This is a genomic window from Allobaculum fili (assembly GCF_020969955.1).
Classification (GTDB): Bacteria; Bacillota_I; Bacilli_A; order Erysipelotrichales; family Erysipelotrichaceae; genus Allobaculum; species Allobaculum fili.
Genome location: NZ_JAHDSX010000017.1, coordinates 1 through 25,423 on the forward strand (window position 1 = coordinate 1; position 25,423 = coordinate 25,423).

19 protein-coding genes and 1 other annotated feature (1 of these 20 cut by a window edge) are annotated in these 25,423 nt (G+C 52.6%); of the genes, 4 read left to right on the forward strand and 15 right to left on the reverse strand.

What is annotated here, in order from left to right; all coding sequences use genetic code 11:
* From Afil_RS05380 to Afil_RS05415, 8 genes are all read right to left on the reverse strand, one after another.
* The coding region (locus Afil_RS05380) for a hypothetical protein (RefSeq protein ID WP_230267543.1) at nucleotides 1-199 on the reverse strand (199 nt) is incomplete at its 3' end.
* Nucleotides 200-204: 5 nt separating this feature from the next.
* The gene (locus Afil_RS05385; protein WP_230267544.1) at nucleotides 205-939 is read right to left on the reverse strand and encodes a hypothetical protein; all 735 of its coding nucleotides are present in this window, start codon (nucleotides 937-939) and stop codon (nucleotides 205-207) included.
* Between the two features lie 180 nt (nucleotides 940-1,119).
* Nucleotides 1,120-2,541 (reverse strand): Asp-tRNA(Asn)/Glu-tRNA(Gln) amidotransferase subunit GatB, encoded by a 1,422-nt coding sequence (gatB, locus tag Afil_RS05390; protein WP_230267545.1) that lies wholly within the window; start codon nucleotides 2,539-2,541, stop codon nucleotides 1,120-1,122.
* A complete protein-coding gene (locus Afil_RS05395; protein ID WP_230267546.1) occupies nucleotides 2,526-3,905 on the reverse strand; it encodes an amidase family protein in 1,380 nt (459 codons plus the stop codon). Before Afil_RS05395 ends, gatB begins: the two co-directional genes overlap by 16 nt.
* Nucleotides 3,906-4,199 carry an Asp-tRNA(Asn)/Glu-tRNA(Gln) amidotransferase subunit GatC gene (gene gatC / locus Afil_RS05400; protein ID WP_230267547.1) on the reverse strand — a complete coding sequence of 98 codons (294 nt, stop codon included), beginning with the start codon at nucleotides 4,197-4,199 and terminating at the stop codon, nucleotides 3,906-3,908. It lies immediately after the preceding gene.
* A 137-nt stretch (nucleotides 4,200-4,336) separates the two neighbouring features.
* Nucleotides 4,337-5,458, reverse strand: coding sequence for a CamS family sex pheromone protein (locus Afil_RS05405; protein WP_230267548.1), 1,122 nt, complete (start codon nucleotides 5,456-5,458; stop codon nucleotides 4,337-4,339).
* The gene (gene ligA / locus Afil_RS05410) at nucleotides 5,445-7,448 is read right to left on the reverse strand and encodes an NAD-dependent DNA ligase LigA (protein ID WP_230267549.1); all 2,004 of its coding nucleotides are present in this window, start codon (nucleotides 7,446-7,448) and stop codon (nucleotides 5,445-5,447) included. Before ligA ends, Afil_RS05405 begins: the two co-directional genes overlap by 14 nt.
* A 275-nt stretch (nucleotides 7,449-7,723) precedes the next feature.
* Nucleotides 7,724-10,003 carry an ATP-dependent helicase gene (locus Afil_RS05415; protein WP_230267550.1) on the reverse strand — a complete coding sequence of 760 codons (2,280 nt, stop codon included), beginning with the start codon at nucleotides 10,001-10,003 and terminating at the stop codon, nucleotides 7,724-7,726.
* Between the two features lie 513 nt (nucleotides 10,004-10,516).
* On the opposite strand from Afil_RS05415, the gene Afil_RS05420 reads away from it, so the two are divergent.
* On the forward strand, nucleotides 10,517-11,248 hold the full coding sequence (locus tag Afil_RS05420) for an SIS domain-containing protein (RefSeq protein WP_230267551.1): 732 nt from the start codon (nucleotides 10,517-10,519) through the stop codon (nucleotides 11,246-11,248).
* Nucleotides 11,249-11,539: 291 nt separating this feature from the next.
* Here the strand turns inward: Afil_RS05420 and Afil_RS05425 are convergent, their stop codons facing one another.
* On the reverse strand, nucleotides 11,540-12,724 hold the full coding sequence (locus Afil_RS05425) for a hypothetical protein (protein WP_230267552.1): 1,185 nt from the start codon (nucleotides 12,722-12,724) through the stop codon (nucleotides 11,540-11,542).
* A gap of 185 nt (nucleotides 12,725-12,909) precedes the next feature.
* Between Afil_RS05425 and Afil_RS05430 the strand changes: the two genes are divergently transcribed.
* Nucleotides 12,910-13,836, forward strand: a complete 927-nt coding sequence (locus Afil_RS05430; RefSeq protein ID WP_230267553.1) for a class I SAM-dependent methyltransferase — start codon at nucleotides 12,910-12,912, stop codon at nucleotides 13,834-13,836.
* Between the two features lie 319 nt (nucleotides 13,837-14,155).
* On the opposite strand, the gene Afil_RS05435 is transcribed toward Afil_RS05430, so the two are convergent.
* Nucleotides 14,156-15,016 carry a zinc-ribbon domain-containing protein gene (locus Afil_RS05435; RefSeq protein WP_230267554.1) on the reverse strand — a complete coding sequence of 287 codons (861 nt, stop codon included), beginning with the start codon at nucleotides 15,014-15,016 and terminating at the stop codon, nucleotides 14,156-14,158.
* Between the two features lie 274 nt (nucleotides 15,017-15,290).
* Between Afil_RS05435 and Afil_RS05440 the strand changes: the two genes are divergently transcribed.
* On the forward strand, nucleotides 15,291-16,112 hold the full coding sequence (locus Afil_RS05440; RefSeq protein WP_230267555.1) for a M15 family metallopeptidase: 822 nt from the start codon (nucleotides 15,291-15,293) through the stop codon (nucleotides 16,110-16,112).
* Between the two features lie 104 nt (nucleotides 16,113-16,216).
* Here the strand turns inward: Afil_RS05440 and Afil_RS05445 are convergent, their stop codons facing one another.
* Nucleotides 16,217-16,909, reverse strand: a complete 693-nt coding sequence (locus Afil_RS05445) for an HAD family hydrolase (RefSeq protein WP_230267556.1) — start codon at nucleotides 16,907-16,909, stop codon at nucleotides 16,217-16,219.
* A gap of 998 nt (nucleotides 16,910-17,907) precedes the next feature.
* Here Afil_RS05445 and Afil_RS05450 point away from each other — a divergent pair.
* On the forward strand, nucleotides 17,908-18,456 hold the full coding sequence (locus Afil_RS05450; protein WP_230267557.1) for a hypothetical protein: 549 nt from the start codon (nucleotides 17,908-17,910) through the stop codon (nucleotides 18,454-18,456).
* Between the two features lie 201 nt (nucleotides 18,457-18,657).
* Here the strand turns inward: Afil_RS05450 and Afil_RS05455 are convergent, their stop codons facing one another.
* The 4 genes from Afil_RS05455 to Afil_RS05470 all read right to left on the reverse strand — a co-directional run bounded on the left by Afil_RS05455 (nucleotide 18,658) and on the right by Afil_RS05470 (nucleotide 25,181).
* The gene (locus Afil_RS05455) at nucleotides 18,658-22,149 is read right to left on the reverse strand and encodes a transglutaminase domain-containing protein (RefSeq protein WP_230267558.1); all 3,492 of its coding nucleotides are present in this window, start codon (nucleotides 22,147-22,149) and stop codon (nucleotides 18,658-18,660) included.
* A gap of 240 nt (nucleotides 22,150-22,389) precedes the next feature.
* Nucleotides 22,390-23,256, reverse strand: coding sequence for a MetQ/NlpA family ABC transporter substrate-binding protein (locus Afil_RS05460; protein WP_230267559.1), 867 nt, complete (start codon nucleotides 23,254-23,256; stop codon nucleotides 22,390-22,392).
* Between the two features lie 220 nt (nucleotides 23,257-23,476).
* Nucleotides 23,477-24,154 carry a methionine ABC transporter permease gene (locus Afil_RS05465; RefSeq protein ID WP_230267560.1) on the reverse strand — a complete coding sequence of 226 codons (678 nt, stop codon included), beginning with the start codon at nucleotides 24,152-24,154 and terminating at the stop codon, nucleotides 23,477-23,479.
* The gene (locus Afil_RS05470; RefSeq protein ID WP_230267561.1) at nucleotides 24,138-25,181 is read right to left on the reverse strand and encodes a methionine ABC transporter ATP-binding protein; all 1,044 of its coding nucleotides are present in this window, start codon (nucleotides 25,179-25,181) and stop codon (nucleotides 24,138-24,140) included. Before Afil_RS05470 ends, Afil_RS05465 begins: the two co-directional genes overlap by 17 nt.
* A 62-nt stretch (nucleotides 25,182-25,243) precedes the next feature.
* Nucleotides 25,244-25,423 (reverse strand) — a binding site (T-box leader) (it continues 52 nt past the right edge of the window).

A 25,423-nucleotide genomic window follows, 5' to 3' on the forward strand; every position in this document is an offset into this window, starting at 1 on the left:
ACTTTGGAGAAATCGATACCGAGATCGATTGCAGGGATGATTGATTCCATGAAAAAGCCTCCTTGAATAAAGGAATTATCCCAAGGAGGCGGTCGAGAAAATACCCGTCTTTTATTTGACGCTTACGGTCAGCGCGTTCGTTTGCGAGCTTGCTCCAAAATAAAACCAGCCGGGGATTCCGGCTGGCTGTCTGTTTCAAATGTTCTACTGGTAGTAAATGAAGTTTCCGTATTCGTCGTAGTAGCCGAGATTTTCATCCGGCAGAGCTTCCTGCTGCGCGTTGGGATCTTCGGCCGGCTGTTCGGCTGCAGAATCCTGCGCAGGCGCCTGCGGCGTCTGAGCTTCCTTCTTGCGCACCTGTTCGGCGAGTTCCGGATTTTTCGGCTGGGTAATGTGATCCACCACAAAGTCGCTGGCGGCCGCGGTTTTCAGCAGCTTGGTGAAGTGCCAGCCGTCGGCGGGATGCTGATCGTCGACGATGTAGTTGTAAGCGGAAATTTCCAGATCGTAGTTTTTACCGTTTTCCGAATTCGTGAAGTACGTATCGATCGGCAGGTAGTTGTTGACGATGTCGTACGCCTGGCGGCACGCTTCTTCGAGAATCGCGTTGTCCGCATTGTCGACCATGTTCAGGTTGACGCGCAGGGTGGCGGATTCGAGATTGATCGTGGCGCTTTCTACGCCGCCGATCGTAAGCAGATCGCCCTGAATGGCATTCATCTGCGAATCCTGAATGCGCGGCTGCAGGTCGTTGACGCCAAAGCGATTTCCTTCAACGGGGTGGTTGTTGCCCTGTGCACTGGTCAGCAGGACGTAACCGACAATGAGGAACGGAATCAGAATGATGATCAGAGTAAACCAGACGAGCTTGTGGCCCTGTTTGACTTTCTCCTTTTTCGGCTTTCTGACCCGTTTCGTTTTTTTAGGTGTATCGGGCATAGTTCTCTCCAATTCATTTCCATCAGCTGCCTCAGGCAGCAGTATTTTTTCGTGTCCGGTTCTGAGCTCTCTCAAAAACCAACACAATCATATCACACGAAGACTTTTGTGATGGCTGAGGCCGGCCGCGTGAACAAACTGTTAGAAAACTCCGGTTTTCCCTTTGTTCAAAGGGAGAATTTACCGTTTGTTCAGTTCCTGAACGAGCAGACCGTTGGCCTTTTTCGGGTTGGCCTGGCCTTTGGACGCCTTCATGACCTGACCCATGAGAAAGCCGACAGCACGGTTTTTGCCGTTCTTGAAGTCTTCGATCGATTTCGGGTTCTGATCGAGTACGGTGTTGATCAGCTCGAGCAGCGCGCCGTCATCGGACATCTGCTGCATGCCTTTGTCCTTGATCACCTGATCCGGATCGGCGCCCTGCATGACGTCTTCAAAGACTTCCTTGCCCTGCTTGCCGGAAATGGTACCCTCTTCGATGAGGTTGACCAGACGGGCGATCGCCTTGGCGGAAGCCGGATTTTTCGTAAAGTTCAGGCCGTTTTTATTGAGCCAGGCGCTCAGATCGCCGATGACCCAGTTGGCGGCCTTCTTGGCGTCTTTTGCATCAGCCATCACGGATTCGTAGAAGTCGGCCATATCGCGGTCGTTGACGAGAACGGACGCGTCGTAATCGTTGAGGCCAAACTGCTTTTTAAAGCGTTCGAGGCGCTGTTCGGGCAGTTCTTCGAGCGAGTTCTGGATTTCCTCGATCCACTTTTCATCAAGACGGATCGGGAAAATGTTCGGTTCCGGGAAGTACTTGTAGTCGACATTGCCTTCTTTTTTACGCATGAGCACGGTCGATTTGGTCGGCTCATCGTAGCGGCGGGTGGACTGTACGATTTCTTCGCCGGCATCCAGCGCAGCGTTCTGGCGTTCGATTTCCGCCTGAACGGCTTTCTGCACGTTGGCGATCGAGTTCAGGTTTTTGATTTCGACTTTCGTTCCGAGTTTTTCGGGATCGTCGGAAAGCGAAATGTTAATGTCGCAGCGCATGGAACCTTCTTCCATCTTGACGTCGGAAACGTTCAGATAGAAGAGCGTGCGGCGCAGCGCTTCGACATATGCAGCCGCTTCGGCTGCGGAATGCATATCCGGTCGGGAAACGATTTCGACAAGCGGCGTGCCGGCGCGGTTGAAGTCGATGTACGTGCCGGTGTCCTTATGGAACTGCTTGGCCGTATCTTCTTCCATGTGAATGCGCTCGATGCGCACTTTCTTTTCCCCTTCATCGGTCTGGATGAGCACATAGCCGTCCTTGCCGATCGGGTGGAACTGCTGGGTGATCTGGAAGCCTTTGGGCAGATCGGAGTAGTAGTAGTTTTTCCGGTCGAATTTGACGAGCGGGTCGATCGTGCAGTGCAGACCGGTGCACGCTTTAATAGCCAGGCGGACCGCTTCCTTGTTGACGCAGGGCAGCGTTCCCGGATGACCGAGGTCGATGACCGAAGTGTTGGTATTGGCCGGATCGCCGAAGGCTACCAGCGCTCCGGAAAACATTTTCGTTTTTGTTTTCAGCTCGCAATGGATTTCAATTCCAATGGTTACTTCACGCGGCATGCCGGTTCCTCCTTAAAGTCAATGATTTTCTCGAGCGCAGCGGCCACATCCAGAAGTTCCTGTTCCTGGAAGGCAGGGGCGTTCAGGTTAATGCCAAACGGCAGACCGTTATCGGCCAGAGAAAGCGGCATCGTCAAAGACGGATAGCCGGAGAAGTTGGCCAGCTGCATATGCTCTTCTTCGAAGCGGTCCTTGCCAAAGCGGACATCGCTGCTTTCTTCAATGAGCGGCGCGGTATCCGGTGCGGCCGGGGCAAGCAGCACGTCGCACGAGTCGAACAGTTCTTTCCAGGCGTCGACGAGCAGACGGCGGATTTTCTGCGCCTTGCGGAACAGGCGGTCCTGGTTTTCTTCAAAAAGGGTGTAGGAGCCGATCACAAAACGGGCGCGCACGTAGCTTGAGAAACCGGCGGTACGGGAATTGGTCATGACTTCTTCGACCGATCCACCCGGCTTGCGCACACCAAAGCGGATGCCGTCCAGGTTGGAATGGTTGGCCGTCGCTTCGGCGTTGGCAATCGTCTTGTATACGGGCGCGATGAGATTCATCAGCTTTTCATCCATATACAGATCCACAGCTTCTGCACCAGCTGCCTGAATTTTTTCAACGAGTTCGTCAAAATCCTTTTTCAGTTCCGGGCGGGCGATGCGATCGCTGACGGTACGGAAAATACCGATTCGCTTGCCCTTTAAATCCGGATTGAGATTTTCTTTATAGTGTTCGACCGGCAGAAAGGAGCTGGTCATGTCATGATCGTCGCGGCCGGCGAGCACTTCGAGCGCTTCGGCCGCGTCTTCGATAGTGCGGGTAAAGAAGCCGACGGTATCGAGCGAAGAGGCATACGGAATGATGCCGTAGCGGGAAATGCGTCCATAGGTCGGTTTGAAGCCGACGACACCGCAGAAGGCAGCCGGCTTACGGATGGAGTCGCCGGTATCGGTACCGATGGCAAGGGGCGCGCAGCCGGCAGCCATCAGGGCCGCACTTCCGCCGGAAGAACCGCCGGTAATGTGGGCGGGATTCCACGGGTTGCAGGCCGGACCGGTCGATGCGTTGCGGTTGGTCCCGCCCATGCCGAGTTCATCCATGCTGGACTTGGCGACGATGACGGCGCCAGCGTTTTTCAGTTTTTCAACGATCGTGGCATCGTAGACCGGCACGTAGTTGTCGAGAATTTTCGAGCTGGCGGTCGTACGGATGCCTTTTGTGCTGACGTTGTCCTTGAGGACAACCGGAATGCCAGAAAGAAGGCCCTGAACGGGATTTTCCTGCGGTTCGCTTACGATGGTGACCGCCGCGTTCAGCGTCGGCTGGAGCGCCTCAATCTGGGCTGCGGATTCGTTTGGAGTCAGACGGGTTTTCATTTATTTCACCACCTTTGGAACATGAACGTGTCCCATGCGTACATCCGGCACGTTCTCAAGTGCTTCCTCGCGGGAGAGCACATCGCATACGGTATCTTCCCGTAAAAATACGGTTTCGTCTTCAAAGGGATAAATCATCGGTTCCACCCCTTCGGTGTCGATACTCTCGAAGAGTTCAACCTGGGCTTCCACCGCCTGAAAGTCCTTTTTAAGCTCTTCAATTTCCGCATCGCTCAGATCAAATTTCAGATCCGAGGCCAGTTTGCGAAAATATTCGGTTGAAAATTTTTCCATCGGTTTCCTTTCTTTCTGTGCTGTTCTGTTTATCTGGCCGGAAAACCGGCTGAAAACGAGCGGCCTGTACGTTTCGCTGGATTCAAAGGGCTTTTAAAGCCGCCGGATCCGAAAAGCAGAAGCCTCTCGTTTCTGTCTTAGTAAATGCTCATGACCTTGACGCTCTTCGAATCGGGTGCGCGTTCGAGCAGAGCGCAGACGTCGCTGTTGTTTTCGATAATCACTTTATACGTGCACGTCGTATCGGTAAACGCCGAAAGATCTTCGCGCACGGACTGAATGACCGCGAGAATCTCGCTGACCGTCTTTCCGTGGGCCGTGATATGAATCGTCAGCCGCACGATGGTGCCGTCCTGCACCTTGGCTTCGCCGGTCGTATACGTCGCGTCGGACAAAATCGACATGACCTGCTGGCGGAACGTTTCAAATTCCTGCGCCATTTCCGGATGGGCCTGGCTGAACTGACTGGATGGAACGATCAGATACTCTTCGTGAAGGGTATTGACCTGCGAGTTCTGGCCGCGGAAGTATTCGGTGAAAATATAGCCGCCCTTGGAGTGGCTGTTTTCATCGGTGTTGAGCTGGTAAGCCGCGATGAAAATCGGCACATCGGGTGAAATCTCGTTAAAGCGCTCGCGCAAATAGGACACGATTTTCGTTCCCGTCTGGGTAAGAAAGTTTTCCATTTTCTCCGGGGCGATTTCAATGCGCTGACCATCCTGCGTCACCGCATCGGAGACGGCCAGGCCAATGGAAATGCCCTTGAGCGTATCGCCCGAATAAAAGTCGAGTTCGTAAATGTCGTTGACAAGAATCGGACCGCGCACGATGCCGTTGCCGGTATCGAATTCTTCATCCGCCGACGGGTTCAGACCGTTCGGGTTGCCGTCACGCAGCGTACCAAGCAGGCCGCGGCTGCCGTCGGTCGCGTCGAGTTCATCGTAGTCGAGGAACACGTGGGTACGGAAGTTGACGTCCGAGGGCGAGAAGTACTGCTTCGACAAATCCATCAGGCCGGATTCGAGCTGGCTTCGAATGTCGATGTCGCTGATCAGACCGATATGCTTGCCGCGCGTATCGCTCGTTTCATACGGAAGCACCGCGCCATAGTCGCCGGGGCGAAGGCCCTGCACGACGCGGGCGCCTTCTTCCGAACAGCCGCTCAGCAGCATCGAAGCCGAAGCCGCGAAGACCAGCGCCTTTTTCAGAACGCCCGAGCGTCTGACGGACGCTTTTGTATCGGTATTACGCCGCTTCATCGTGAGAAATCTCCTTGAGGAAGTCGTCTTCGCTCCATACAGGAATGCCCAGACTTTCGGCCTTGGCCAGCTTGCTTCCCGCACTGGCGCCTGCGATGACCAGACTGGTCTTTTTCGAAACCGATCCGGCGACCGAAGCACCCAGCGATTCCAGAATTTCCTTGGCTTTCGAGCGCGGCATCTGTTCAAGCGTACCGGTCAGCACAACCGTCTTGCCGGCGAAGAAGGAATCGGAATTGACCGCTTCTTTCGGGGCTTCTTCCATATTGAGACCGAGCGTCTTGAGCGCCGCGATCAGCTTCTGGTTTTCTTCCTGCGCGAAGAAAGAATGAATGCTTCTGGCGGATACGTCCCCGATGAACTTCACCGCGGAAAGTTCGCTTTCGCTGGCGTTCATGAGCGCATCCATCGAATGGAAGGCGTCCGCAAGCAGTTTAGCGGCCTTGCTTCCGACCTGCTCAATGCCCAGGGCAAAAAGCAGACGGTCAAGCGGCTGCTTTTTGGAGGCTTCAATGGCCGCAAACAGCTTGTCGGTTCCTTTTTCGGACCAGCCTTTGTGCGCGAGCAGTTCTTGGCGGCGTTCATGCAAATGATAAATAGCTTCAATCGTGCTTAAAAAGCCGTTGTCGTGCAGCCAGACGACGCGCTTGTCGCCAAAGCCGTCGATGTCCATGGCTTCGCGCGAACAGAAATGAATCAGGCTGCGCACGATGCGGGCCGGACAGTTGGGGTTCGGGCAGAAATAGTCCGCCTCACCTTCCAGACGCACCAGATCCGAGCCGCAGACCGGACACGTCTTTGGCCATTCGTAGGGCACCTGCGTTCCGTTTCGCTTTTCGGGCAGTGCGCGTACGACTTCCGGAATGATATCGCCCGCTTTGCGGATGATGACCTGATCGCCGATACGCAGATCGTAGGCGTCGATGCGATCGCGGTTGTGCAGAGTCGCGGCGCTGACGAGCGTGCCGGCTACGCGAACTGGCGCCAGAATGGCGTTTGGGGTAATTTTGCCGGTGCGTCCGACGGTCAGCTCGATACCCATCAGCGTAGTTTCGACTTCTTCCGCCGGAAATTTATAGGCGATGGAATAGCGCGGATACTTGGCAGTCACACCGATCTCATGCTGCATCGCAAAATCGTTCAGTTTGACGACAATGCCGTCAATTTCAAAAGGAAGACTCGAACGAATCTTCGAAATGCTTTCAATAAAGTCCCAGATTTCTTCAAAGGAAGTGCAGAGCTTCCAGTTGGGGAAAACCGAAAAGCCCATGGCTTTGAGCTGTTCGAGGGCTTCGGCCTGGCTTTTTACGCCATGCTCTTCGCCGTTCTGGAAATAGTAAAGAAACATGTCCAGGCGGCGCTTGCGGGCAATGGACGTATCCAGGTTGCGGATCGTGCCGGCCGCGGCGTTTCGCGGATTAGCAAACAGCGGCAGATGCATTTCTTCCTGGAGCGCATTGAGCTTTTCAAAGCTCGCCTTGGGCATGATGACTTCCCCGCGCACTTCTACATGGCCCGCCTCGTCGATATGCATCGGAATCGAAGAAATCGTGCGGACGTTTTCCGTCACGTCTTCGCCGACCGATCCATCCCCGCGCGTAACCGCACGAACAAAGGACCCGTTTTCATAAATCAGAGCCATGGCCAGTCCGTCGAACTTGCATTCGCACACAAAGGATGCCCGTCCAAATTCTTTCCAGATCCGTTCGCAGAACTCTTTCAGTTCCTCTTTGGAAAAGACATCATCCAGAGAAAGCATGCGCTGGTCGTGGACGACTTTTTCAAAGCCGTCGAGCACTTTTCCGATAATGCGCTGCGTTGGCGAATTGGGATCGTAGCTTTCCGGATGTCTGGCTTCGAGCGCCTTGAGCTCTTCGAGCAGCGCGTCGTATTCCGCATCGGATACCGTCGGATTGTCGTTGATGTAATACTCTCTTGAATACCGTTCAAGAAGACGGCGAAGTTCTTCAATGCGTTTGATTTCATCCATACGGCATGCCTCCTGTCTCTGCTCCTCCTGCCGGTCTCCTGCGGCCGACTGCGAATGTAAAAGCCGGTCAGCCAGGGAAAACGGGAGGGGAATACGGTCCTTGTACAGACCGTTTCCATGTATTTATTCGTACATATTCTTTTCTTATGTATTTCTTTATTCCTGTTCGGATTACAGCCTGCCGCATACTGCGCGGCGGGCCTGAAAAGGAAATGAAACCATCGTCCATTGTATCAAAGTGCACCCCGCTTGTCGCAGGCGGCTAAGGACGGGTTTCAGCTGGCGAGATCTTCGGGATCGACGTCGGCTAACGGCGTAATGAAGTTCGCGTTAATCTTTTTGACGTGATCGTATCCGTCAAACTGAATCTGGATAATATCGCCGGAAACGTCGAGGATCGTTCCCTGCTTGAACTTATTGTGGAAAATCCGATCGCCCTTATGGTACGTCACCTTTTTCGGTCTGGACTTGGCGCGTGCCGCAAGGGTACGGGCCGACTTCATGCGCTTCTCGCGATTTTCGACCAGTTTGGCGATCTTTTCGCCGGTCTGTCTCGACGTTTTGACGTCCTTTTTCTCCTGCTCCAAATCGCTCAGTTCCGGTACGGGACCAGGACGGCGCATGTGGGCAGTCAGCGTATCGGGAATTTCGTCGATAAACTGCGAAGGAATTCGATTGCCCTGCTGACTGTACATATAGCCGGTGTTCCACGTCAGAAACAGAAGGTCCTTTGCGCGGGTCATGGCGACGTACATGAGGCGCCGCTCTTCTTCCATGCCTTCTTTTCCGCTTTCCATAACGGAGCGCATGGACGGAAACGTGTCTTCATACAGGCCGCTCACGAACACCACCGGGTATTCCATGCCCTTGGCGGTATGGACCGTAGAAAGGGTGACGGCGTTGCGGTCTTCTTCGTCGATGCGGCCGGTGTAAATCGCCAGATTGCTTAAGTATTCATCGAGGGTGAGGGTCGCGTCGTTGGAATAGGCGGCGGTAATATCGCTCTCGAGCGCACCGATGTTCTGCATGCGCTCTTCGACTTCATCCATCGCCAGCGATTTCTTATAGCCGGTCTCTTCGACGACCGCGTCGACCAGACCGAGCAGACCGTACTTTTCATAGCGCGCCTGAATGCGGTCGAGCACATCGATAAAGGATCTGGCCCTGGCCGCATTGACGGTTTTTGGATCACGCAGCACATCGAGCATGCTTAATCCTCGATCCTGACTTTCCTTGCGCAGCGTATCCATGAATTTTGGACCGATTTTGCGGCTTGGCACATTGATGATGCGCTCGAGATACAGATCCTGGCTCATGAACGCCGGATCATCGGGATCCGGTTTGCGCAGAAGAAAGAGGTAGGCCAGGATGTCCTTGATTTCCTTGCGCTCGAAGAAGCGGATGCCGCCCAGAATGCGGTACGGAATTTTCTGCTTTACGAGTTCTTTTTCAAAAATACGGGAAATATAGTTGGCCCGGTACAGAACCGCAATATCTTTATACGGAACGGGCTTGAGATCCTTGGCGCCGATCGAATGAAGACGGGCGATCATCATCGCCACAAAGCTGGCTTCGCTTTCGTCTTCCATGCCCCCAAAGGTAAGGATCGGCTGCGCGCTTGGACGCGTGGAAAACAGATCTTTTTTCACGCGGTTGCGGTTGTTGGCGATCAGCGCGTTGGACGCGTCGAGAATGACCTGTGTTGAACGGTAGTTCTGATCGAGGATAATCGTTTTTGCATCGGGGAAATCTTTTTCGAAATCCATGATGATGGAAACCGAAGCGCCGCGCCACGAATAAATAGTCTGGTCCGGATCGCCGACGACCACGAGCTGGGCATCGGGGCGAACGAGTTTTCGAATCAGGGAATACTGGATCGGGTCGGTATCCTGAAACTCGTCGACGTGAATGTAGTCAAGACGGTTTTGCCACTTGGTGCGGACGACTTCGTTTTCGGTAAGGAGAGCATCCGTATTGAGAAGCAGATCGTCAAAGTCCATGGCGAACATTTCGTTCTGTTCGCGAAGGTATTCGGCATAAATCGTCGTCAGCACGTGTCCGTCCGGCGTATCGGCCAGAACGCGCGCTTTCTCCGGATCGACCTGTTCGCGCTTGCATGAAGAAATGAAGCTGAGAATCTGCCCGGCGGGATATTTCTTATTATCGAATCCTTTTTCCTTGCGAATGCGGCTGACCATGGATTTCTGGTCGTCCCCATCGAGGATGGTGAAGTTGGACGGATAGCCGGCCGCTTTGGCGTCCATGCGCAAAATGCGGGCGCACAGCGAGTGAATCGTCGAAATGCGCACGTCACCCGCTTCTTCAGGCAGGATTGCCTCAAGGCGGTCTTTCATTTCCCGGGCAGCCTTGTTGGTGAAGGTGATCGCCATGATCCGGCTGGGGTACACATCCGCTTCACGGATCAGATATTCAATGCGGGCCATCAGTACGCTGGTCTTGCCCGATCCGGCGCCGGCGACAATGCGCAGCGGCCGGTCCAGACAGCACACCGCTTCTTTCTGTGCCGGGTTCAGTTTCTCCATCAACTCGCTCATTCTGCTTCCCTCTTCTTTTCTCGAAAAAGCGGTCGAAATCCGATCTCTGACCGCATCGTTTTGCCCGTTCGGGCGGTAAGAATCGTCCTGTTATTATACCATGCTCCCCCATGCCCGAAAGGCAGGCGCAGGTCTGTACAAATGTGGGTACTCTTTTCGTTTACCTGGCGGAATGTTTGAACAATTTAGTCCGTATGAATTTATTTCTTCATTGAATGGATAATAAAACATCTATCGTATACGGAAAACGCCGTTTTTCGGATCCTGGCGGCTCCAATTGTCTGCATATGCATACAAAGGATTACCGCTTTGTTTTTTGTCGGCTAAAGTAAAGACAGCAGGAAGCGATTTACCATCTTCCGGCATGGATCCGGCAGCCGGATCTGTGTCCGCACCTGCGCCTGCCAATCTCTCCGCCTCCTGAAAAGAAATCCGCACTCCAGGCGGCGCAGCAAAAGATGGTACTGTTGCTCATCCCCGTAAAAAAGGAAAGAAAGAAGGAAACGGATCCTCATGAATGCAGCCGCAAAGTATTACCAGCATGCTTCCAGCCTTCTCGATCAGACATTTGAAGACGAAGAAGCTCACATTCAGCAAGCCGCCTCGCTGCTGACAGACAGCTGTCTGCAGGGCGGACGAATTTACGTATTTGGTTCCGGCCATTCGCACATGATGGCTGAAGAAGTGTACGCCCGCGCCGGCGGACTGGCGCTCATTAAAGCTATCCTTCCCCAGGAGCTGATGGTCATCGACTTCCCGACCAAGTCGACCGGTCTCGAGCGCATTTCCGGCTATGCCGCCTCGCTGCTTGAGCTGTACAAGCTCGATGAAAAGGACACGATTGTCATCATCTCCAACTCCGGAAGAAACAGCGTACCCGTGGAAATGGCGCAGGCCGCCAGAGAAAAAGGTGCCAAAGTCATAGCTCTGACTTCTCTGGCTCACTCGAAAGCGTGCACGTCCCGCGCGCCGTCGGGCAAGCGGCTCTTTGAGCTTGCCGATGTCGTTCTCGACAACCACGCCCCCAAAGGCGATGCCTCTCTGGAAATTGAAGGCTGCGATACGCCCGTCGGCCCGGTTTCCAACTTCCTGGGCATTTTCCTGATGGATGCCATGATGACGCAGGTCATTGAAAACCTCGCCAAAGCCGGCAGGAAGCCGCCCGTCTTTGTCAGCTCGAACGTGGACGGCGGCGACGAAGTCAACCGCAGACTGTTCGAAACGTATTACGGCTACTGGAAATAAAAACCTGCCTCTGTCTTAAAAGACGGCCGCTCTGCTCTGCACAGAACGGCCGCTTTGTTTTTGGGAAATCTCAGGCTGGAAAACTTTTGGCGAATGCTTTTGCCGGATCGGCTGTGCGAATCTGCCCGGCGGATCGGTGCGCAAAATCTGCCGGGTCATGCATAGAAAAAGGAAGCCAGACGCGTTTATACGCCGGCTTCCCTGTCTTGCTTCGTTTTGGCTGAGGGTCTTCGGTTTTATCATCCCGCACATCCTGCAGGTATGAAGTCTCAAAACTTCTTCTTGCTTTGACTAAAGGGTGGTAAAGCCGGATTCTTCAATGCACGTCTTCAAATAGTCGCGTTCCGCTTCGCTGCGCGCTACGCCATGAATATAGAGATCGCGCATGTTGTCGCGGATCATGGCATCGATCGTGTAAATGCCATCCTGCTTGTATTCTTCCAGCCACAGGACGCTGTCGTCCTTGCGGAACTCCGGCTCCTGTTCCTGTACGCTTTTCAAGTCAGGAAGAATGGACGGCTGCTTGGAAGCCTGCAGCAGCCAGGCCCATTCCTGTTCTTCTTTGAATGGAGAAGTCAGGAAAACGGACTGTGTGGCTGGATCGTAGCTTCTCTCTGCAGTACCCGCAGCTACAATCCGCACGTCTTCAAAGATGTGGTAGACTTCGCGTGTCCGATACGAGACAGCTTCCCCGTCCATTTCGATGGCTCCTTCCAGTTTGTTGTCGCGTCCGAGAACAGAAATCAGTTTCTTATAGGCGTCAATTGGAAGTCCAAACGTCGGGTCAAGACGGAAGGCGATTTCGAGATCATCACAGATTTCGTTGGCCACCTTTTCCGTCTGTTCGTTCATTTTGGAAAATTCGCCGTAGCTTTCCTTGGCCAGAAGCGTCAGGGCTGCGTTGCGGAAAAAGCGTCCGTCGCGATCCCAGTTGTTCCAGACATAAAAATGATCCATGAGTTCAGCCGCATCCTTTGCGCGGAATTCGTGTTCATCCATGTCGCCGCTGGCGGTCAGAATCTGTCCTGCCTCTGCTTTGGGCAGATAGTACGTTTCATCGAACATATAGTTTCGATCTTTAAATCCGGGTTCTTCCAGAACGAGCTGACGGACATAATCGATCTCCTGCTCGTACTGCTGCACCAGACGGTCAAAATTTTCGTCCCTGGCATAGTCGAGATCGTCATCGAGCTCATAGTCTCCGGGAATTTCTTCTTCAATGTCTTTAAACAGATCGACCACAAACGCGTGGAAGCCAGGACCGCCGTGACGGGTATTGGAAGAAAGAATCAGATCCTTTCCATCTTCTCTGGCGACGATTTTTCCCTGCGGGCAGACCAGAATTTCAACATGGCCGCCGCGCTCTTCAATCTGAACGCCTTCCCGCTCGCAAAGTGCGCCGAGCACTTCATACAGTTCTTCCATCTGTTTCTCTTCTCTGTTTTTACAGATCAGCTGAACAAACATGATTAACATCCTTTCTGTTCTAAATAGGACCACAAGTATTATTTCATTTTTTGGCATCGCCCATTGGGCTCATGCCCGATCTGCCTTTTTTCATGCGGTACGGCCTGATCCGGGCGCGGTCAAAAACGAAACATCGTTGCGGCCGGTCATTTTCTTTGAATCGATTATACTGTTGTTGATTAGAGGTATCGATTATGAATCAAATTGCCAGAGACTGGACCGATTATGAGGTCCTTGATGCAGGAAATAAAGAAAAGCTCGAGCGCTGGAACCATGTCGTTCTGCGCCGCCCGGATCCGGTAGCCATTTGGCCGATCGATGACGAACGGCCATGGAAAAAAGCGGACGCCGTCTATCATCGTTCGAACAAAGGCGGCGGACAGTGGGAATTCAAAAAATCCGTCCGGGATTTCTGGACGATTTCCTATAAAGATCTTCGCTTTAAAATTTCCCCGACCGGATTTAAGCATACCGGTCTTTTTCCGGAACAGGCGTCCAACTGGGATTTTATAATGAAGGCCATCCGCGAACGGAAGAAAAAAGCGCCCGAAGCGCCGATCCGCGTTCTGAACCTTTTCGCCTATACCGGCGGGGCGACTATGGCGGCTGCCAAAGCCGGTGCCGATGAAGTCATCCATCTCGACGCCTCCAAAGGCATTAACGCCTGGGCCAGAGAAAACATGGAACTGAACCATCTGCAGGATAAAAAGATCCGCTTCCTGATCGATGACGCGCTGAAATTCATACGCCGCGAACTGCGCCGCGGACGGACGTATCAGGGCATTATCATGGACCCGCCTTCTTACGGACGCGGCCCGAACGGCGAAGTCTGGAAACTGGAAGACAACATTTATGAACTGATCGACGAAGCGCAGAAGCTGCTAGCCGATGACGCGCTGTTCTTTATCGTCAATCTGTACACTACCGGCTTCCCGCTCTCGACCCTTTCGCAGACCCTGGAGCGCACGGTTGTTCGCCAGCATGACGGCTATGTGGAAACCGGCGAAACGCTTCTGCCGATTCAGGCCGGCGACGCGGTACTGCCATGCGGTCTGTTTGGACGGTGGACCTCGTTTCGTCCCGAACATCCCGACCCCATCGCCGAAGCGAAAAACGGCTAGAGCTGAGTCATCACCTGGCGAAATCTGACCTTCTGCGTACAAAAAGAAGGCCTGAGCGCCCGATGATACTTCGTAGACAATTTCAAACTATGCATTCAAATACAGCCAGCAGGATTTCCTTATGAAGAGGGAAGCTTGCTGGCTGTTGTATTGTATGAATAATAATTTTTATGAATTGTAAATACAGTGGTAAGGTTTTTAATTAATGCTTTCGGCGTTCTGTCCAGATAAAGCGGCAATCTTTTTGAAGAAATTGGAACAGATCCGAAAACGGCCTGTTTTCAAACGCGATCGTACGCAGAAGGAAAACGGATGAGAATCAGCCTGCGCGGGAAGCGTAAACATAGTCGTCATCCGAAAGGCAGACCCACTTGTCCTCGCCAACACGCCCCCAGACGCTGCCGTCACCCGCGGTTTCTTCTTCAAGCACGGTAATGATGGTGCCTTCGCTAAGACGATCGACCTGGGAATGATCCAGAGACGGTCCGCTGCGAACCTTCATCACATAATTGAGGCGATACTGCGTCTTTGCGGGTTCTGGCTTTGGCTCCGGTTTTGGTTCAGGTTTCGGCTCTTCTGCTTGCGCAGCCTGCAAGCTGACGGATGCTTTTTCGTCGGATGCGGGAGCTTCAGAAGCCTTTAAAGACGATTCGGCACTCGGCTTCTGGGAAGAATCCGACGATTTGTCCGACAGAAAATCCTTCGCGGACGAATCGGAGGAGATGACGGCCACATCCTGCCTGCCAGCCCCGTTATAGGTGAAGAAGAACCATCCGCCAAAGGCGCCGACCCCTAAAAGAAGTGCAGCAGCCAGAACGATCAGAACGATTTTCCCTGCAGAGCCAGACTTTTTGGGCTGAGGAGCGGAAGGACCGGAAACGGGTGCAGGCGGCACTGGGGCATAGTTTTGCGGACCGGGCTGACGCGGCGGTTCAGCATAGCCATTTGGCCCTGCGCTGTTCGGACCGTAATGGGGCGAAAATCCTCTGTTGGACGACGGATTTTGAGGATTTGGCCTCTGCCCGGTCTGCAGGCCGTCAGACGATGCCGGATTTGGACGATCCGCTGGGTTTGGATTCGGATTTGCGCTGAAGTTCGAATTGGGCAGCGGCGTCCCGCACTTTGCACAGAATCGAGCCTCATCCTTGTTGGAATAATGACAGGATGGACAGTTTTTCATAGAACCTCCCTGAATATGAATATTAATTAGTTATAATCATCTTATCATTGCCAAAACCGATAAAACAAGACAGCCTGAACTCCACCGGAATCCAGCAAGCCCGTATCCCTTTTTCGGTGCAAAAAGTGTACGGTCTGCTTGATAAAACAGGAGCCGGAACTGATCGGTCTGGTCTTTCCTCTTCCAGGGCAATACATTCAACACGTATGAAAAAGAGAAAACATCTGCGTCCGCAGTTTTGCCAGAAGCGGATGCGGTCGAAAGGAGCCTTCGCATGAAAGGACGTCAAATCGAAAAACTGATTTTAGCCGCCCAGCTCGCTGCGCTTTCCATTTTTGGAATGGCCGCCTGCAGCTCTTCCAGGTCAGGCACTTCTTCCCAGGCGGATCCGAGCAGCCAGACCGTTCCCTCGGCTCAGCGCTCGGAACGAACATTCGAAGAAATTGCCGAAGCCAGACGCAAAGCGGAAGAAGCCATCCAGTCGCCTGACGGTCCCCAGGATGGGGATTCGGTTCCCGCTGAAACGCTTCCGGAAAACGGGCAGGCTACTGCTCTAAAAGAAGAGACAATCGACGGCATTTACTATAAGGACGGCATTCTGATTGCGAATAAAAAGCACGGTCTTCCGGCGGATTATGCCCCAGGCGTCGATCCGACCGCCAGCGCGCAGGTTTCCGCTCTGATTGCGGACATGATCGCGCAGGGCATGGACGTAAGCTATGACACGTCCAATTTTCGAAGCTACGACACGCAGGCCGGCCTTTACAACAACTATGTCGCCGGCTATGGTCAGGCTGAGGCGGATACCTTCTCTGCAAGACCTGGATATTCGGAACATCAGACCGGACTGGCGTTCGATTTGAAGCACAGCAGCGGCGCGCTGCTGACCGGACCCACAGAAGCCCAGTGGCTTCTGGACAATTCCTGGAAGTATGGTTTCATCGTTCGCTATCAGGAAGGAAAAGAAGGAATTACCGGCTATCAGGCGGAGCCCTGGCATTTGCGCTATATCGGCGACAAAGCGCAGGCCATCGCGCAAAGCGGTCTTTGCCTGGAAGAATATCTTGGCGTGGACGGCGGCGATTACGCCCAATAATGCCATTAAAAAAAACGGGAACGGATCGTACCGTTCCCCATATTTCTGATCGATCGGCTTTCTATCGCCGATCGTTTTTATTGCTTTTCTTTAATCGATTTTCCTTAATCGTTCTCCTTTTCGGATGGAATGGCTTCGATTGGCAGATCAATGCGGATCTCCTTCATGGAATGCACGACCTGACGGATCTGTTTTCTGCCGGCCATCTGTGAGGCAATATGCGACGAATCCAGCAGCCGCACATCCTGACAGCCGCTTTCAATCGCGCTGTTTATTCCCGCCACAGAATCTTCCAGAATGGTCAGTTCCTCTAACGGAAGGCCGAGAATTTCGGCGGACCGCTCAAACATGGCGATTTTATTTACGTATGTTCCGTCATCGTAGACGATGTTTTCCTCTCGAATCCAGCGATCGAGATGAAAGCTGCGAACGAAAAACTCGATGTTTTCCCAGATGGAAGCAGAACAGATCGTAAAGGGAATGCCGCGCCGGGTCAGTTCATCAAACAGCGCTTCGCTGCCTTCGATCAGATGAAAAGACGCCTGATCTTCTGCGCAGCACTGGCGATACAGCGCTTCCTTGCGCTGGGAGAGCTGCTCTTCCCTTGCCGGGTCGATTTTCCCGTTATTGAGGTAGCGAATGATCTGCACATTCGGCTTTCCATTCATATGCAAAACGAGTTCTTCCTGTGTCACCGGACGGTTTCGCAGTTCGAGACTGATCTGGTTCCACGCTTTGACATGCTTGTCGTGGTCGAGAAACAGCGTTCCATTAAAATCGAAAATTACACCTTTCATTCGGATCCCCTCTCTGGCTTATGGCTTTCTTGTCCATCGCTCTTTCTTTGAGCAGACGGATTTATCGGTTCAGTCCTATCTTATCGAACCCATGCTTTTCCTGCAGACAAATACGGATCCTCTCGATCCAGGTTCTGCTTTCAGTGAATCCTCTGCTTCTTTCCTGCTGCCGCCTCCGCCTTTGCCATCCAGGCCGATTCCCAGTGCGCAGTCCGATTCTGGATCGGATACTTCCCAGCCGTCTGCGCCCAGAACGAAATGGATTCTGCTGGCAGGGCTGGCGGCGGCTGTCGCGCTTGCAGGCCTGGTTGGCTCAGGTCTGGTGGAAACCTGGACAAAGGGAAGCGATCAGGAATGTCTGAACGCTTTGGAGTCCAGGCCGACTCGTCACTGAACCACAAGACTCGTAAACAGTCAGAAAGAGCAGATGACAGCTTACTCAGAAATGTTTGAGAAAGAACTGGAGCATCCTGAACCCTTTTATGACCGCTATTTCAGGATCCGAAACTCAAGGAATGGATCCGGGAGTTTGTGGATCTGCTGAAATCGTCAAAGGACAGGGCCTCTCAGTATTGACCGGAACAGCGGAAAACCTTTTCGGCAGACTACAACATAAATGAATTCAGCCGTCGGATCGCACTTTTCGACCAGATCCGTGAAAAGTATCCGCTGGAATTTTCTGACGCATACGATTCCAGTACTTTACGCATACGCACCTGATTGACGATGCGGATGCTCGAAGCGAAGGGCTGGACGATCTGAAGATCGAACCGGCTGACCATTTTTCAAAGGAAAATGAACAGGCTTTTCTCGAGGCTTTAAGCCGCACGCTGGGTGCCCGCTGGACGGCCAGCGAGGAAGGAACCGTTTTCGACGGATTTATTCCTCTGCAGATACTGGATACGAAGGCGCGGCATGAATATAAGGACAGGCTGTGTGAGGAAATGCGCGCCATCGCCCTGTATATGTTCTGCGAATTTGAAGTCAAAGATCTGCATATGCCGGCAAAAGACTATTATGGCTGTCTTATGGGGATGCCTGGCAGCACCATGAATTATGGCAGCAGTTCTTCGCCGTTTTATTTCTATTCCAGCCGCCGCGCTCGACTGCTGGAGGCGTTCAATCGCTCTTTCAGTTTAGACTTTGAACATGCAGAAGATCAGGACAGGCTGCAGCCTTTAGTTTATGACCAGGATCGAAACGGCATCGTTTTCAATTTTGTCCGTTCTCTGGCGTTCCGTGACGTACTGTTCATGGAATCTGGCCTGAAGCGGGGAAAGCCGGATGGCGACTCTGAATTTGAAATTCGTGCGGCCAGCACTTCCGGAATTGATTTCCATGCGTTTGCCATACAGCCCGGTCAGGGAGGAAACAGCCAGACCCATTCGAAACAATATCGACGAAGAAAGCGGGTTTTACTGGAAAGAGGGAGACGATGCCGTCTTCCAGTATTCGATGGATCCAGATTGTATGAAAGCATTTATTCGCTGCACGGTATATACGCTCGATTGCAGCGGTCAAAGAGGCATCGTGATTTTCGCAGATAAGGCTTACGATAAGATGCTCGACTAAGTCCTGCAGCGATTTTGAGGTCCTTCACCGAAGTGCCTATGTCTGACGCAGCATCCAAAAAAATGAAAAGCGCCTTCGAGGCGGCTGGAACGCATGCAGGACATGCAGTCCGGATCCGCCTGGAAAGCGCTGTTTTTTTGTTCTGTTTAAGAGAAAGACTGGATTGATCTGTCTGGCTATCTTAAGCCGTACCAGCCAATGCCTTCCGCGTTCCATCCGTTTCGGACAAGGAAGGCGTTTTCGTTCGGGTCGGTCGTGTAGTTATGGCTTCCGCTTTTCGCGTTGGGATTGTACTGACGATAGAGCGGGACGCCCTGGGCATCATCGAAATACCAGCCGATGCCTTCGTCCGTCCATCCGGCGCGGATCAGATGATCGCGTTCATTGACCGACATCGTGTAGTGATGATCGCCCGCATTGCGGTTGTACAGACGATATACCGGCGTACGGGACGTTTGCGGCGCGTACCAGCCAATGTTCTCATACGTCCAGCCTGCCTGAATCAGGCTGTTCTTTTCCCTCTCCTGGGCCGTATAGAAGTGTTCGCCCGAGTTTGGATTGTACAGACGGAACATGGCGACGCGCGGCACGGCCGCCTCTTTTCGGATGGAAAACGTCCGCGTTACGCTTCCTGTGTAATGGTTTGTGCCCTGGATGGTAAGACTGGCTGTTCCGACGTTCACGTTATTGGCATAGCTTACGGTGTAGTCCTGACCTGGAATCAGATCTGCGCCGCGGCTGCGGACCGTTAAAGACGGCTGAATCTCCCTGCCTGTCCAGATTTGCTCAGCGATCTGACCGACCATGTCTTCACTCAGGCGGACAGGAACAATCTCGAACTTCCTGACTGCACTTCCCGTGTAATTTCCTTTCCCCGTGATGCTCAGTGAGGCCGTTCCAGGTTCCCGGTTACCCGAATAGCTGAGGGTATAGTCTTTGTCCTGTATCAGACGCGTTTTGCCATGGCTGACGGTTACGGACGGCGCAATCGGCTGGCCTGTCCAGGTCTGATCCGGTATTGCCGAAATCATATCCGTCTTCAGAGAGGCGGGTTTGATCGTAAAAGTTTTCTTTGCGGAGCCCGTATAGTTTCCTTTTCCGGTAATGGTAACGGTCGCGGTTCCCGCACTGATATTGCTGGAACAGGAAACGGTGTAATCCTTGCCGGATGAGAGGGTTTTGTTTCCGAGTTTCACCGTTACGCCCGGCTGAATCGCGCTTCCGGTATACGTATAGCTTGTCGAAGACAGGGTAACGGAAGCGCTGTTCAAAGACGGCAGCGCATTCCACGCGGCTTTAAAGCGGAGGACATCTCCGTCTATGTCTGTCGTTTTGGCCAGCGGGGTGCCGTTGGAGTAAATCGATTTTGGATATTTGTGTCTGGCGGCTTCGGCGTCGGACATGAACCGGTTTCCGGATGAACTTTTATACATGTACTGCTTCTTCCTGTCGCTGTATACGTACCATCCGCCAAAGCTGTATCCGTCTCGCGTATATGTGCATTTTGTGGTCGTTACCTTCTGGCCGTAATGGACGACGGTATCTTTCATCGTCGCTCCCTTTCCGCCGTTAGCCTCATACTTGATGGTGAACTTTTTGTCTGGCACCTGCACCTGAATGGTGTATTCCCTTCGGTGCGGGGAATAAATTTTCAGCTCTGCGGATCCGGCTTTCACAGGGGTCGCCTTGATGACGGCTCCGGCGCCTTTGGATGAATTGACGGTAAAAACATTCGTATCGCCAGAATACCACGTCAGGGAGTATCTGGAACCGCTGGATGTGGACAGACTGATCGAATACGTACCTCCAAGTTCCAGCGTCAGCCTGCCGTTGTTGGGAACCGTCTTCGATTTATAGGACGCGGACACACCCGACACGTGTACAAAATTGCTGGCGGCAAGCCAGGTTCCCTCTTTTGCAAGCTTTGTACCTGGCGTCTTGAAATTTGCAGGATCCGGTCTGTGGTCCTTATTGATGTTCGTTTTACCCAATAAAAACCACCGGGTTTCCGCATTAAAGGAGTCATTCCATGTCACGTCGATGGAATAGTAGTAATTGCCAAGTTTTGAAATATTCCAGGAATGAGGCTCAAATTTGCCGGTCGCATTTCCGGTTCCCCCGACGATATACGTTTCCACGCCCGACGCGTTGGCCAGCAGGCTGAACGCATGGGCATATCCTGAGCAGACCGTTTTGCGGCCGATTAAAGCACTGTAGGCGGTCTGTCCGCCATCTTTCAGCTTCTTGTAGTTATTTTCATAATCGATCGTCTGAATCAGATACCGGTTAATAACTTTCAGCTTCTGCACTTTATCGGAAATGTCGATCAGCGGCCGTTTATCCAGAGACGTAAGACTGCCTTTATTGACGATTTCCTTAACTTTATTGAATACTTTCTGCTGACCGGATGTTCCAAAGGCTTTTGCAATCTCATTCCATTCGTATCTGGAATAGGAATCTTTATCAATCATCCGGACAAAATCGCTCATGGACGGAGCATAGCTTTCCAGAAGAATGTCGCTGTCCGTGAAAGAAGGGATTTCCTCCCGATTGACGAATTCCACATCCAGAGAAATCGTCTGGCTTTCGCTCTGATACAGAACCCAGAGGGCATGCTCCCGTTCTGGGTCGTCGCTCTGAAGCTGGAAGGCGATGCAGGAAGGCAGATTGCCGCCGTCCTTGAACGCGACGCGCATCGTTCCATTTTCGGTTTTCGTCTCAAAACCCGATTCTGCACCGGGCTCAAATTCATTAGCGACCCATACAGACGCAAAATCCGGCAGACGAAGCGAGAAATGATCTCCGTCCTGCCATCTATAAGAAGAAGGATATTCGAGATTCAGGAAAACGGTAGAGCCGATCTGTTCTGGCTTGAGCTGAATCTGGTTTTCTTTCAGCAGGTCTCTGCCCGTCTGATCATTTTCACAATTCGAATTTTCTTCTGTCTGCCGGCTGGCTTCCGGCCTTCCGCTGTCTTCCTGCGCCGGACGGTCTGTCGCCGCATTGTCTTCGGACTGGTCCGCTCTGGAATCCGGTCTGTCCGTATCTTCTGACGAGGACGGCTTCTCTTCGTTTTCCGTGTCTTCTTCCGACTCGTCGACAAACGTAAGAACAGCTGGCTCTTCATTCGCATTCAGTTTCCAGGAAAACGGCAGATCTTCGGCTGCCGCTTCTACAGGAAGGGTAAGAGGAAGCGGGTCCTGAAGGTCCTTCCCGCTTCGTGCATTCAGTTCTATGACCAGTTCGTTTCCTTCCATCGTCCACTGACCGGCGAGAACTTCGCCTTCCAGCCAGATCGGCTGCGGCTTATGCGTGTGTTCGACATGAATCGCCTCGGGAATCGGGAGTCGTACCGTATCGCCCTTCTCCACTCTTCCAGCGTCTTTCAGGAAGATCAGATGGAGAAGAATCTTCTGAGACGAATGTTCATCCGACCAGGCTTTTTCGATTTCAAAACGAAATCCCGGCTGATCTGACCAGCAGACCGAATCGGCTGGCTTTCGACGGGCTCGTTTTTCGGTTCTTCGTGCCCGAAGGCCGGGAGTACGCTCGAGGAGAGGAACAGGGAAACCGAGAGGATCGCCGAAAAACCGGCGAAGGCTCTCTTTCGTATTTTCTTCGCATGCATAGGCTTTCTTTTTCCTTTCCAGTGTGAATTGCCTGGACATTATTATAAATCGTCTTTTTTTATTTGAACAACATATTCCATATTTTTTCGCTATGAAAGACTGTTTTTAAAGACGAATCTGCTCTTTCCTTCGAAAGCTGCCTTTTCCTATTGCGAGCAATTTTTTGCGCCCTGCTGGAGCTCTGATTTTTCACCCCATAAAAAAAGCGGCTCAGACAGAAGTTACATTCTGCTTGAGCCGTTTTTTGCATCCGCCTGGATTTTGCTTTAAGGGCGTGTCTTACTTCGCCGGGAAGGCGATTCCTTTGAATTCTTCAGTGATGAAGTTTTTGATTTCTTCGGATTTCAGGGTATCGACAAGTGATTTGATCGCCGGATCGTCTTTTCTGGATTCCTTAACGGCGATGACGTTCTGGTACGTCTGTGCAGCTACCGAGTCCGCAGCTTCGGTTTCGAGCAGCTTGTCTTCCACGCCGGAAGCGAGGGCGTAGTTGCCGTTGATTACGCCGTAATCGATATCCGGAAGCTTGGAAGCCACCTGGTCCGCCGCAATTTCAACGATGTCGAGGTTTTTCGGGTTGTCGACGATATCGCGAACGGTTGCCGTGGAAATGGTTGCGTCTTCATCAAGCGTGATCCAGCCAAGGCTTTCGAGCAGGTACAGAGCGCGGGCTTCGTTGGTCGCATCGTTTGGAACGACGATGGTTGCTCCGTCTTCGATTTCATCAACAGACTTGTGCTTTTCGGAATACAGACCGAGCGGTTCGTAGTGGATGGCGCCTGCGCTTACGAGGTAGCCGTCATCTCCGGATTTGTAGCCGTTGTCTTCATCGTAGCTGATCAGATACGGTTCGTGCTGGAAGTAGTTGGCATCCAGAGAGCCGTCGGATGTGGACGGGTTGATGTTTGGATAATCGGAGAATTCCACGATTTTCAGATCGATGCCCTGATCGGCCAGTGCGTCTTTGGCTTCTTCCAGGATGATCGCGTGCGGGCTGGTCGTTGCGCCCACAGTCAGTGTGGTTCTTTCGCCTTCGGCACTGGATGCAGAAGCAGCAGCTGAAGAGGCGGCAGGCTGGCTGTTCGAGCAGGCAGCCAGCGAGAGCGCGAGTGCGCCGCAGGCAAGAAGCGAAGTCAGTTTTTTCATTTTGTTTTCCTCCCTTTTACTGGAAATGTTTTTTATCGGACTCGCTCTGGCCGGTCAGGATGCGCAGCCGGTCCGGTCAGGCGAGAAGGATACAGATCAAATTTGAAATGAAGTCAGGCTTTCCGGCTGGATTCAGACACTTTCGTCTTTGTGGAATTTTTTATGGTCCGCATTTTTTCATTTGCCGGAGAAAGCGTTTGTTTTAAGCGTTTTTAATTCATTAATGCGTTGTCTTGCGCACGAGCCAGTCGCCGATCCACTGAATGATCGAAATGATGATCAGAAGCAGGATCAGAACGACAAACGTGATATCCCACATCTGTCTCTGCCAGCCAAAGCGGATGGCCAGGTCGCCCAGACCGCCGGCGCCGACGGTACCGACAATGGCGATCTGCCCGATTACGGCGATCAGAACGATCGTCAGACCGCGGATCATGCCGGGAATATTCTGACGAAGATAGACGTTGCAGATGATTTCCCAGGTGCTCATGCCCATGGAAATGCTGGCTTCGACAATGCCGTCGGGAATTTCTTCCATCGCCGATTCCAGCTGTCTCGCCATGAACGGGATCGTACCGACAATGAGCGGAACGATGGCCATCTTGATACCGATCGTCGTATGGAAAATCAGACGGGTCAGCCCCATCATCAGCGGAATCAGGATGACAAACGGGATGGCGCGAAACAGGTTGATGATTTTATCCAGGATCCAGAAGACCGCTTTATTCGGGGCAATGCCGTCGGGCTTGGTGATGACCACCAGCACCGCAAGAGGCAGCGCGATGATAAAGCTGACGATTCCGGTGATCACTAACATGATCAGGGTATCCACAATGGCCTGGGGGAATTCGTCCGCAAACGCGATGACGTTTGGAATCCAGTTACTCAATGTGTCCACGCTTGATCACCTCCACTCGAATATGACTGTTTTTCAAATCCGCAACGGCGTTTTCAATCTGCTCGTTGCTTCCGGTAAAGATCGTTACCAGCTGGCCGATCGGCTCGTCTTTCCAGATTTCGACGCTTCCGAAAATAATGGAACAGTCGATGCCGAATTCTCTGGAAATGTGCGAAATCATTGCTTCGGCTGTGCTGCTCGAATCGTACTGCAGCTTGACGAGCTGCTGGTTGGCTTTCAGGCGGGTCAGCGGATGATTCTGACGAATCAGTTCATCTACCTTGTTGGCGTTGGACGCGGTTGCGATGAACTCCTTGGTCATCTCCTGCAGAGGGTTGGTGAAGATCGGGATGATGTCTCCCTGTTCCACTACGCGGCCATTGGCCATAATAGCGACCTCGTCGCACAGCTCCTTAACGACGAACATTTCGTGGGTAATGACAACCACCGTAATGTGCCGTTCGGTATTGATGCGCTTAATCAGTTTCAGAATGGTCTGCGTCGTCTGCGGGTCGAGTGCCGAAGTGGCCTCGTCGCAGAGCAGAACTTTCGGATCGTTAACGAGCGCTCTGGCAATCGCCACGCGCTGTTTCTGACCGCCGGAAAGCTGGGAAGGATAGGAATCCTTTCGCTCGACCAGATCGATCAGCGCCAGCAGTTCCATGACCTTGGCGTCGATTTCTTCCTTTGGCCGTTTTTCCAGCCGCAGCGGCAGGGCGATGTTTTCGTAAATCGTCAGGGCCGGCAGCAGGTTAAAGTGCTGGAAAATCATGCCCATTTTCGAACGGGCTTTACGCAGCGCTTTGGGCGATGCTTCCATTAAGTCTTCGCCGTCAAAGATTACTTTTCCCTCATCCGGACGCTCAAGAAGGTTCATGCAGCGAACCAGCGTGGATTTACCGGCACCGGAAAATCCGATGATGCCGTAGATCTGTCCTTTTTTGATATGGAGCGAAACATCTTTTACCGCGCTGACGGTTCCGTCTTTTGTCTGAAACGTCTTTGTGACATGTTCAAGCTCAATCACAGTTTTCTCCTTCCTGTCAGAATCCAGATTGGAAAATCCGGATACAAAAAAAGCCTTCATCACATTAGGACGAAAGCTGACACTTCGTGTTACCACCTAAATTCACATACCTGTCGCCAGATACGCCTCATCAAGTACAAACATACTCTAACGCTGTAACGGGCGTTCCCGTCAGACCTGTTAATCGGCCATGCTGCTCCAAGACCATGTTCGGACATCTTCGGCATTTCTTTTCACCAGCC

Coding starts and splice junctions, on each gene's coding strand:
- Afil_RS05385 (WP_230267544.1), bottom strand. CDS start 939: ATGCCCGATACACCTAAAAAAACGAAACGGGTCAGAAAGCCGAAAAAG.
- gatB (WP_230267545.1), bottom strand. CDS start 2,541: ATGCCGCGTGAAGTAACCATTGGAATTGAAATCCATTGCGAGCTGAAA.
- Afil_RS05395 (WP_230267546.1), bottom strand. CDS start 3,905: ATGAAAACCCGTCTGACTCCAAACGAATCCGCAGCCCAGATTGAGGCG.
- gatC (WP_230267547.1), bottom strand. CDS start 4,199: ATGGAAAAATTTTCAACCGAATATTTTCGCAAACTGGCCTCGGATCTG.
- Afil_RS05405 (WP_230267548.1), bottom strand. CDS start 5,458: ATGAAGCGGCGTAATACCGATACAAAAGCGTCCGTCAGACGCTCGGGC.
- ligA (WP_230267549.1), bottom strand. CDS start 7,448: ATGGATGAAATCAAACGCATTGAAGAACTTCGCCGTCTTCTTGAACGG.
- Afil_RS05415 (WP_230267550.1), bottom strand. CDS start 10,003: ATGAGCGAGTTGATGGAGAAACTGAACCCGGCACAGAAAGAAGCGGTG.
- Afil_RS05420 (WP_230267551.1), top strand. CDS start 10,517: ATGAATGCAGCCGCAAAGTATTACCAGCATGCTTCCAGCCTTCTCGAT.
- Afil_RS05425 (WP_230267552.1), bottom strand. CDS start 12,724: ATGTTAATCATGTTTGTTCAGCTGATCTGTAAAAACAGAGAAGAGAAA.
- Afil_RS05430 (WP_230267553.1), top strand. CDS start 12,910: ATGAATCAAATTGCCAGAGACTGGACCGATTATGAGGTCCTTGATGCA.
- Afil_RS05435 (WP_230267554.1), bottom strand. CDS start 15,016: ATGAAAAACTGTCCATCCTGTCATTATTCCAACAAGGATGAGGCTCGA.
- Afil_RS05440 (WP_230267555.1), top strand. CDS start 15,291: ATGAAAGGACGTCAAATCGAAAAACTGATTTTAGCCGCCCAGCTCGCT.
- Afil_RS05445 (WP_230267556.1), bottom strand. CDS start 16,909: ATGAAAGGTGTAATTTTCGATTTTAATGGAACGCTGTTTCTCGACCAC.
- Afil_RS05450 (WP_230267557.1), top strand. CDS start 17,908: ATGCCGGCAAAAGACTATTATGGCTGTCTTATGGGGATGCCTGGCAGC.
- Afil_RS05455 (WP_230267558.1), bottom strand. CDS start 22,149: ATGTCCAGGCAATTCACACTGGAAAGGAAAAAGAAAGCCTATGCATGC.
- Afil_RS05460 (WP_230267559.1), bottom strand. CDS start 23,256: ATGAAAAAACTGACTTCGCTTCTTGCCTGCGGCGCACTCGCGCTCTCG.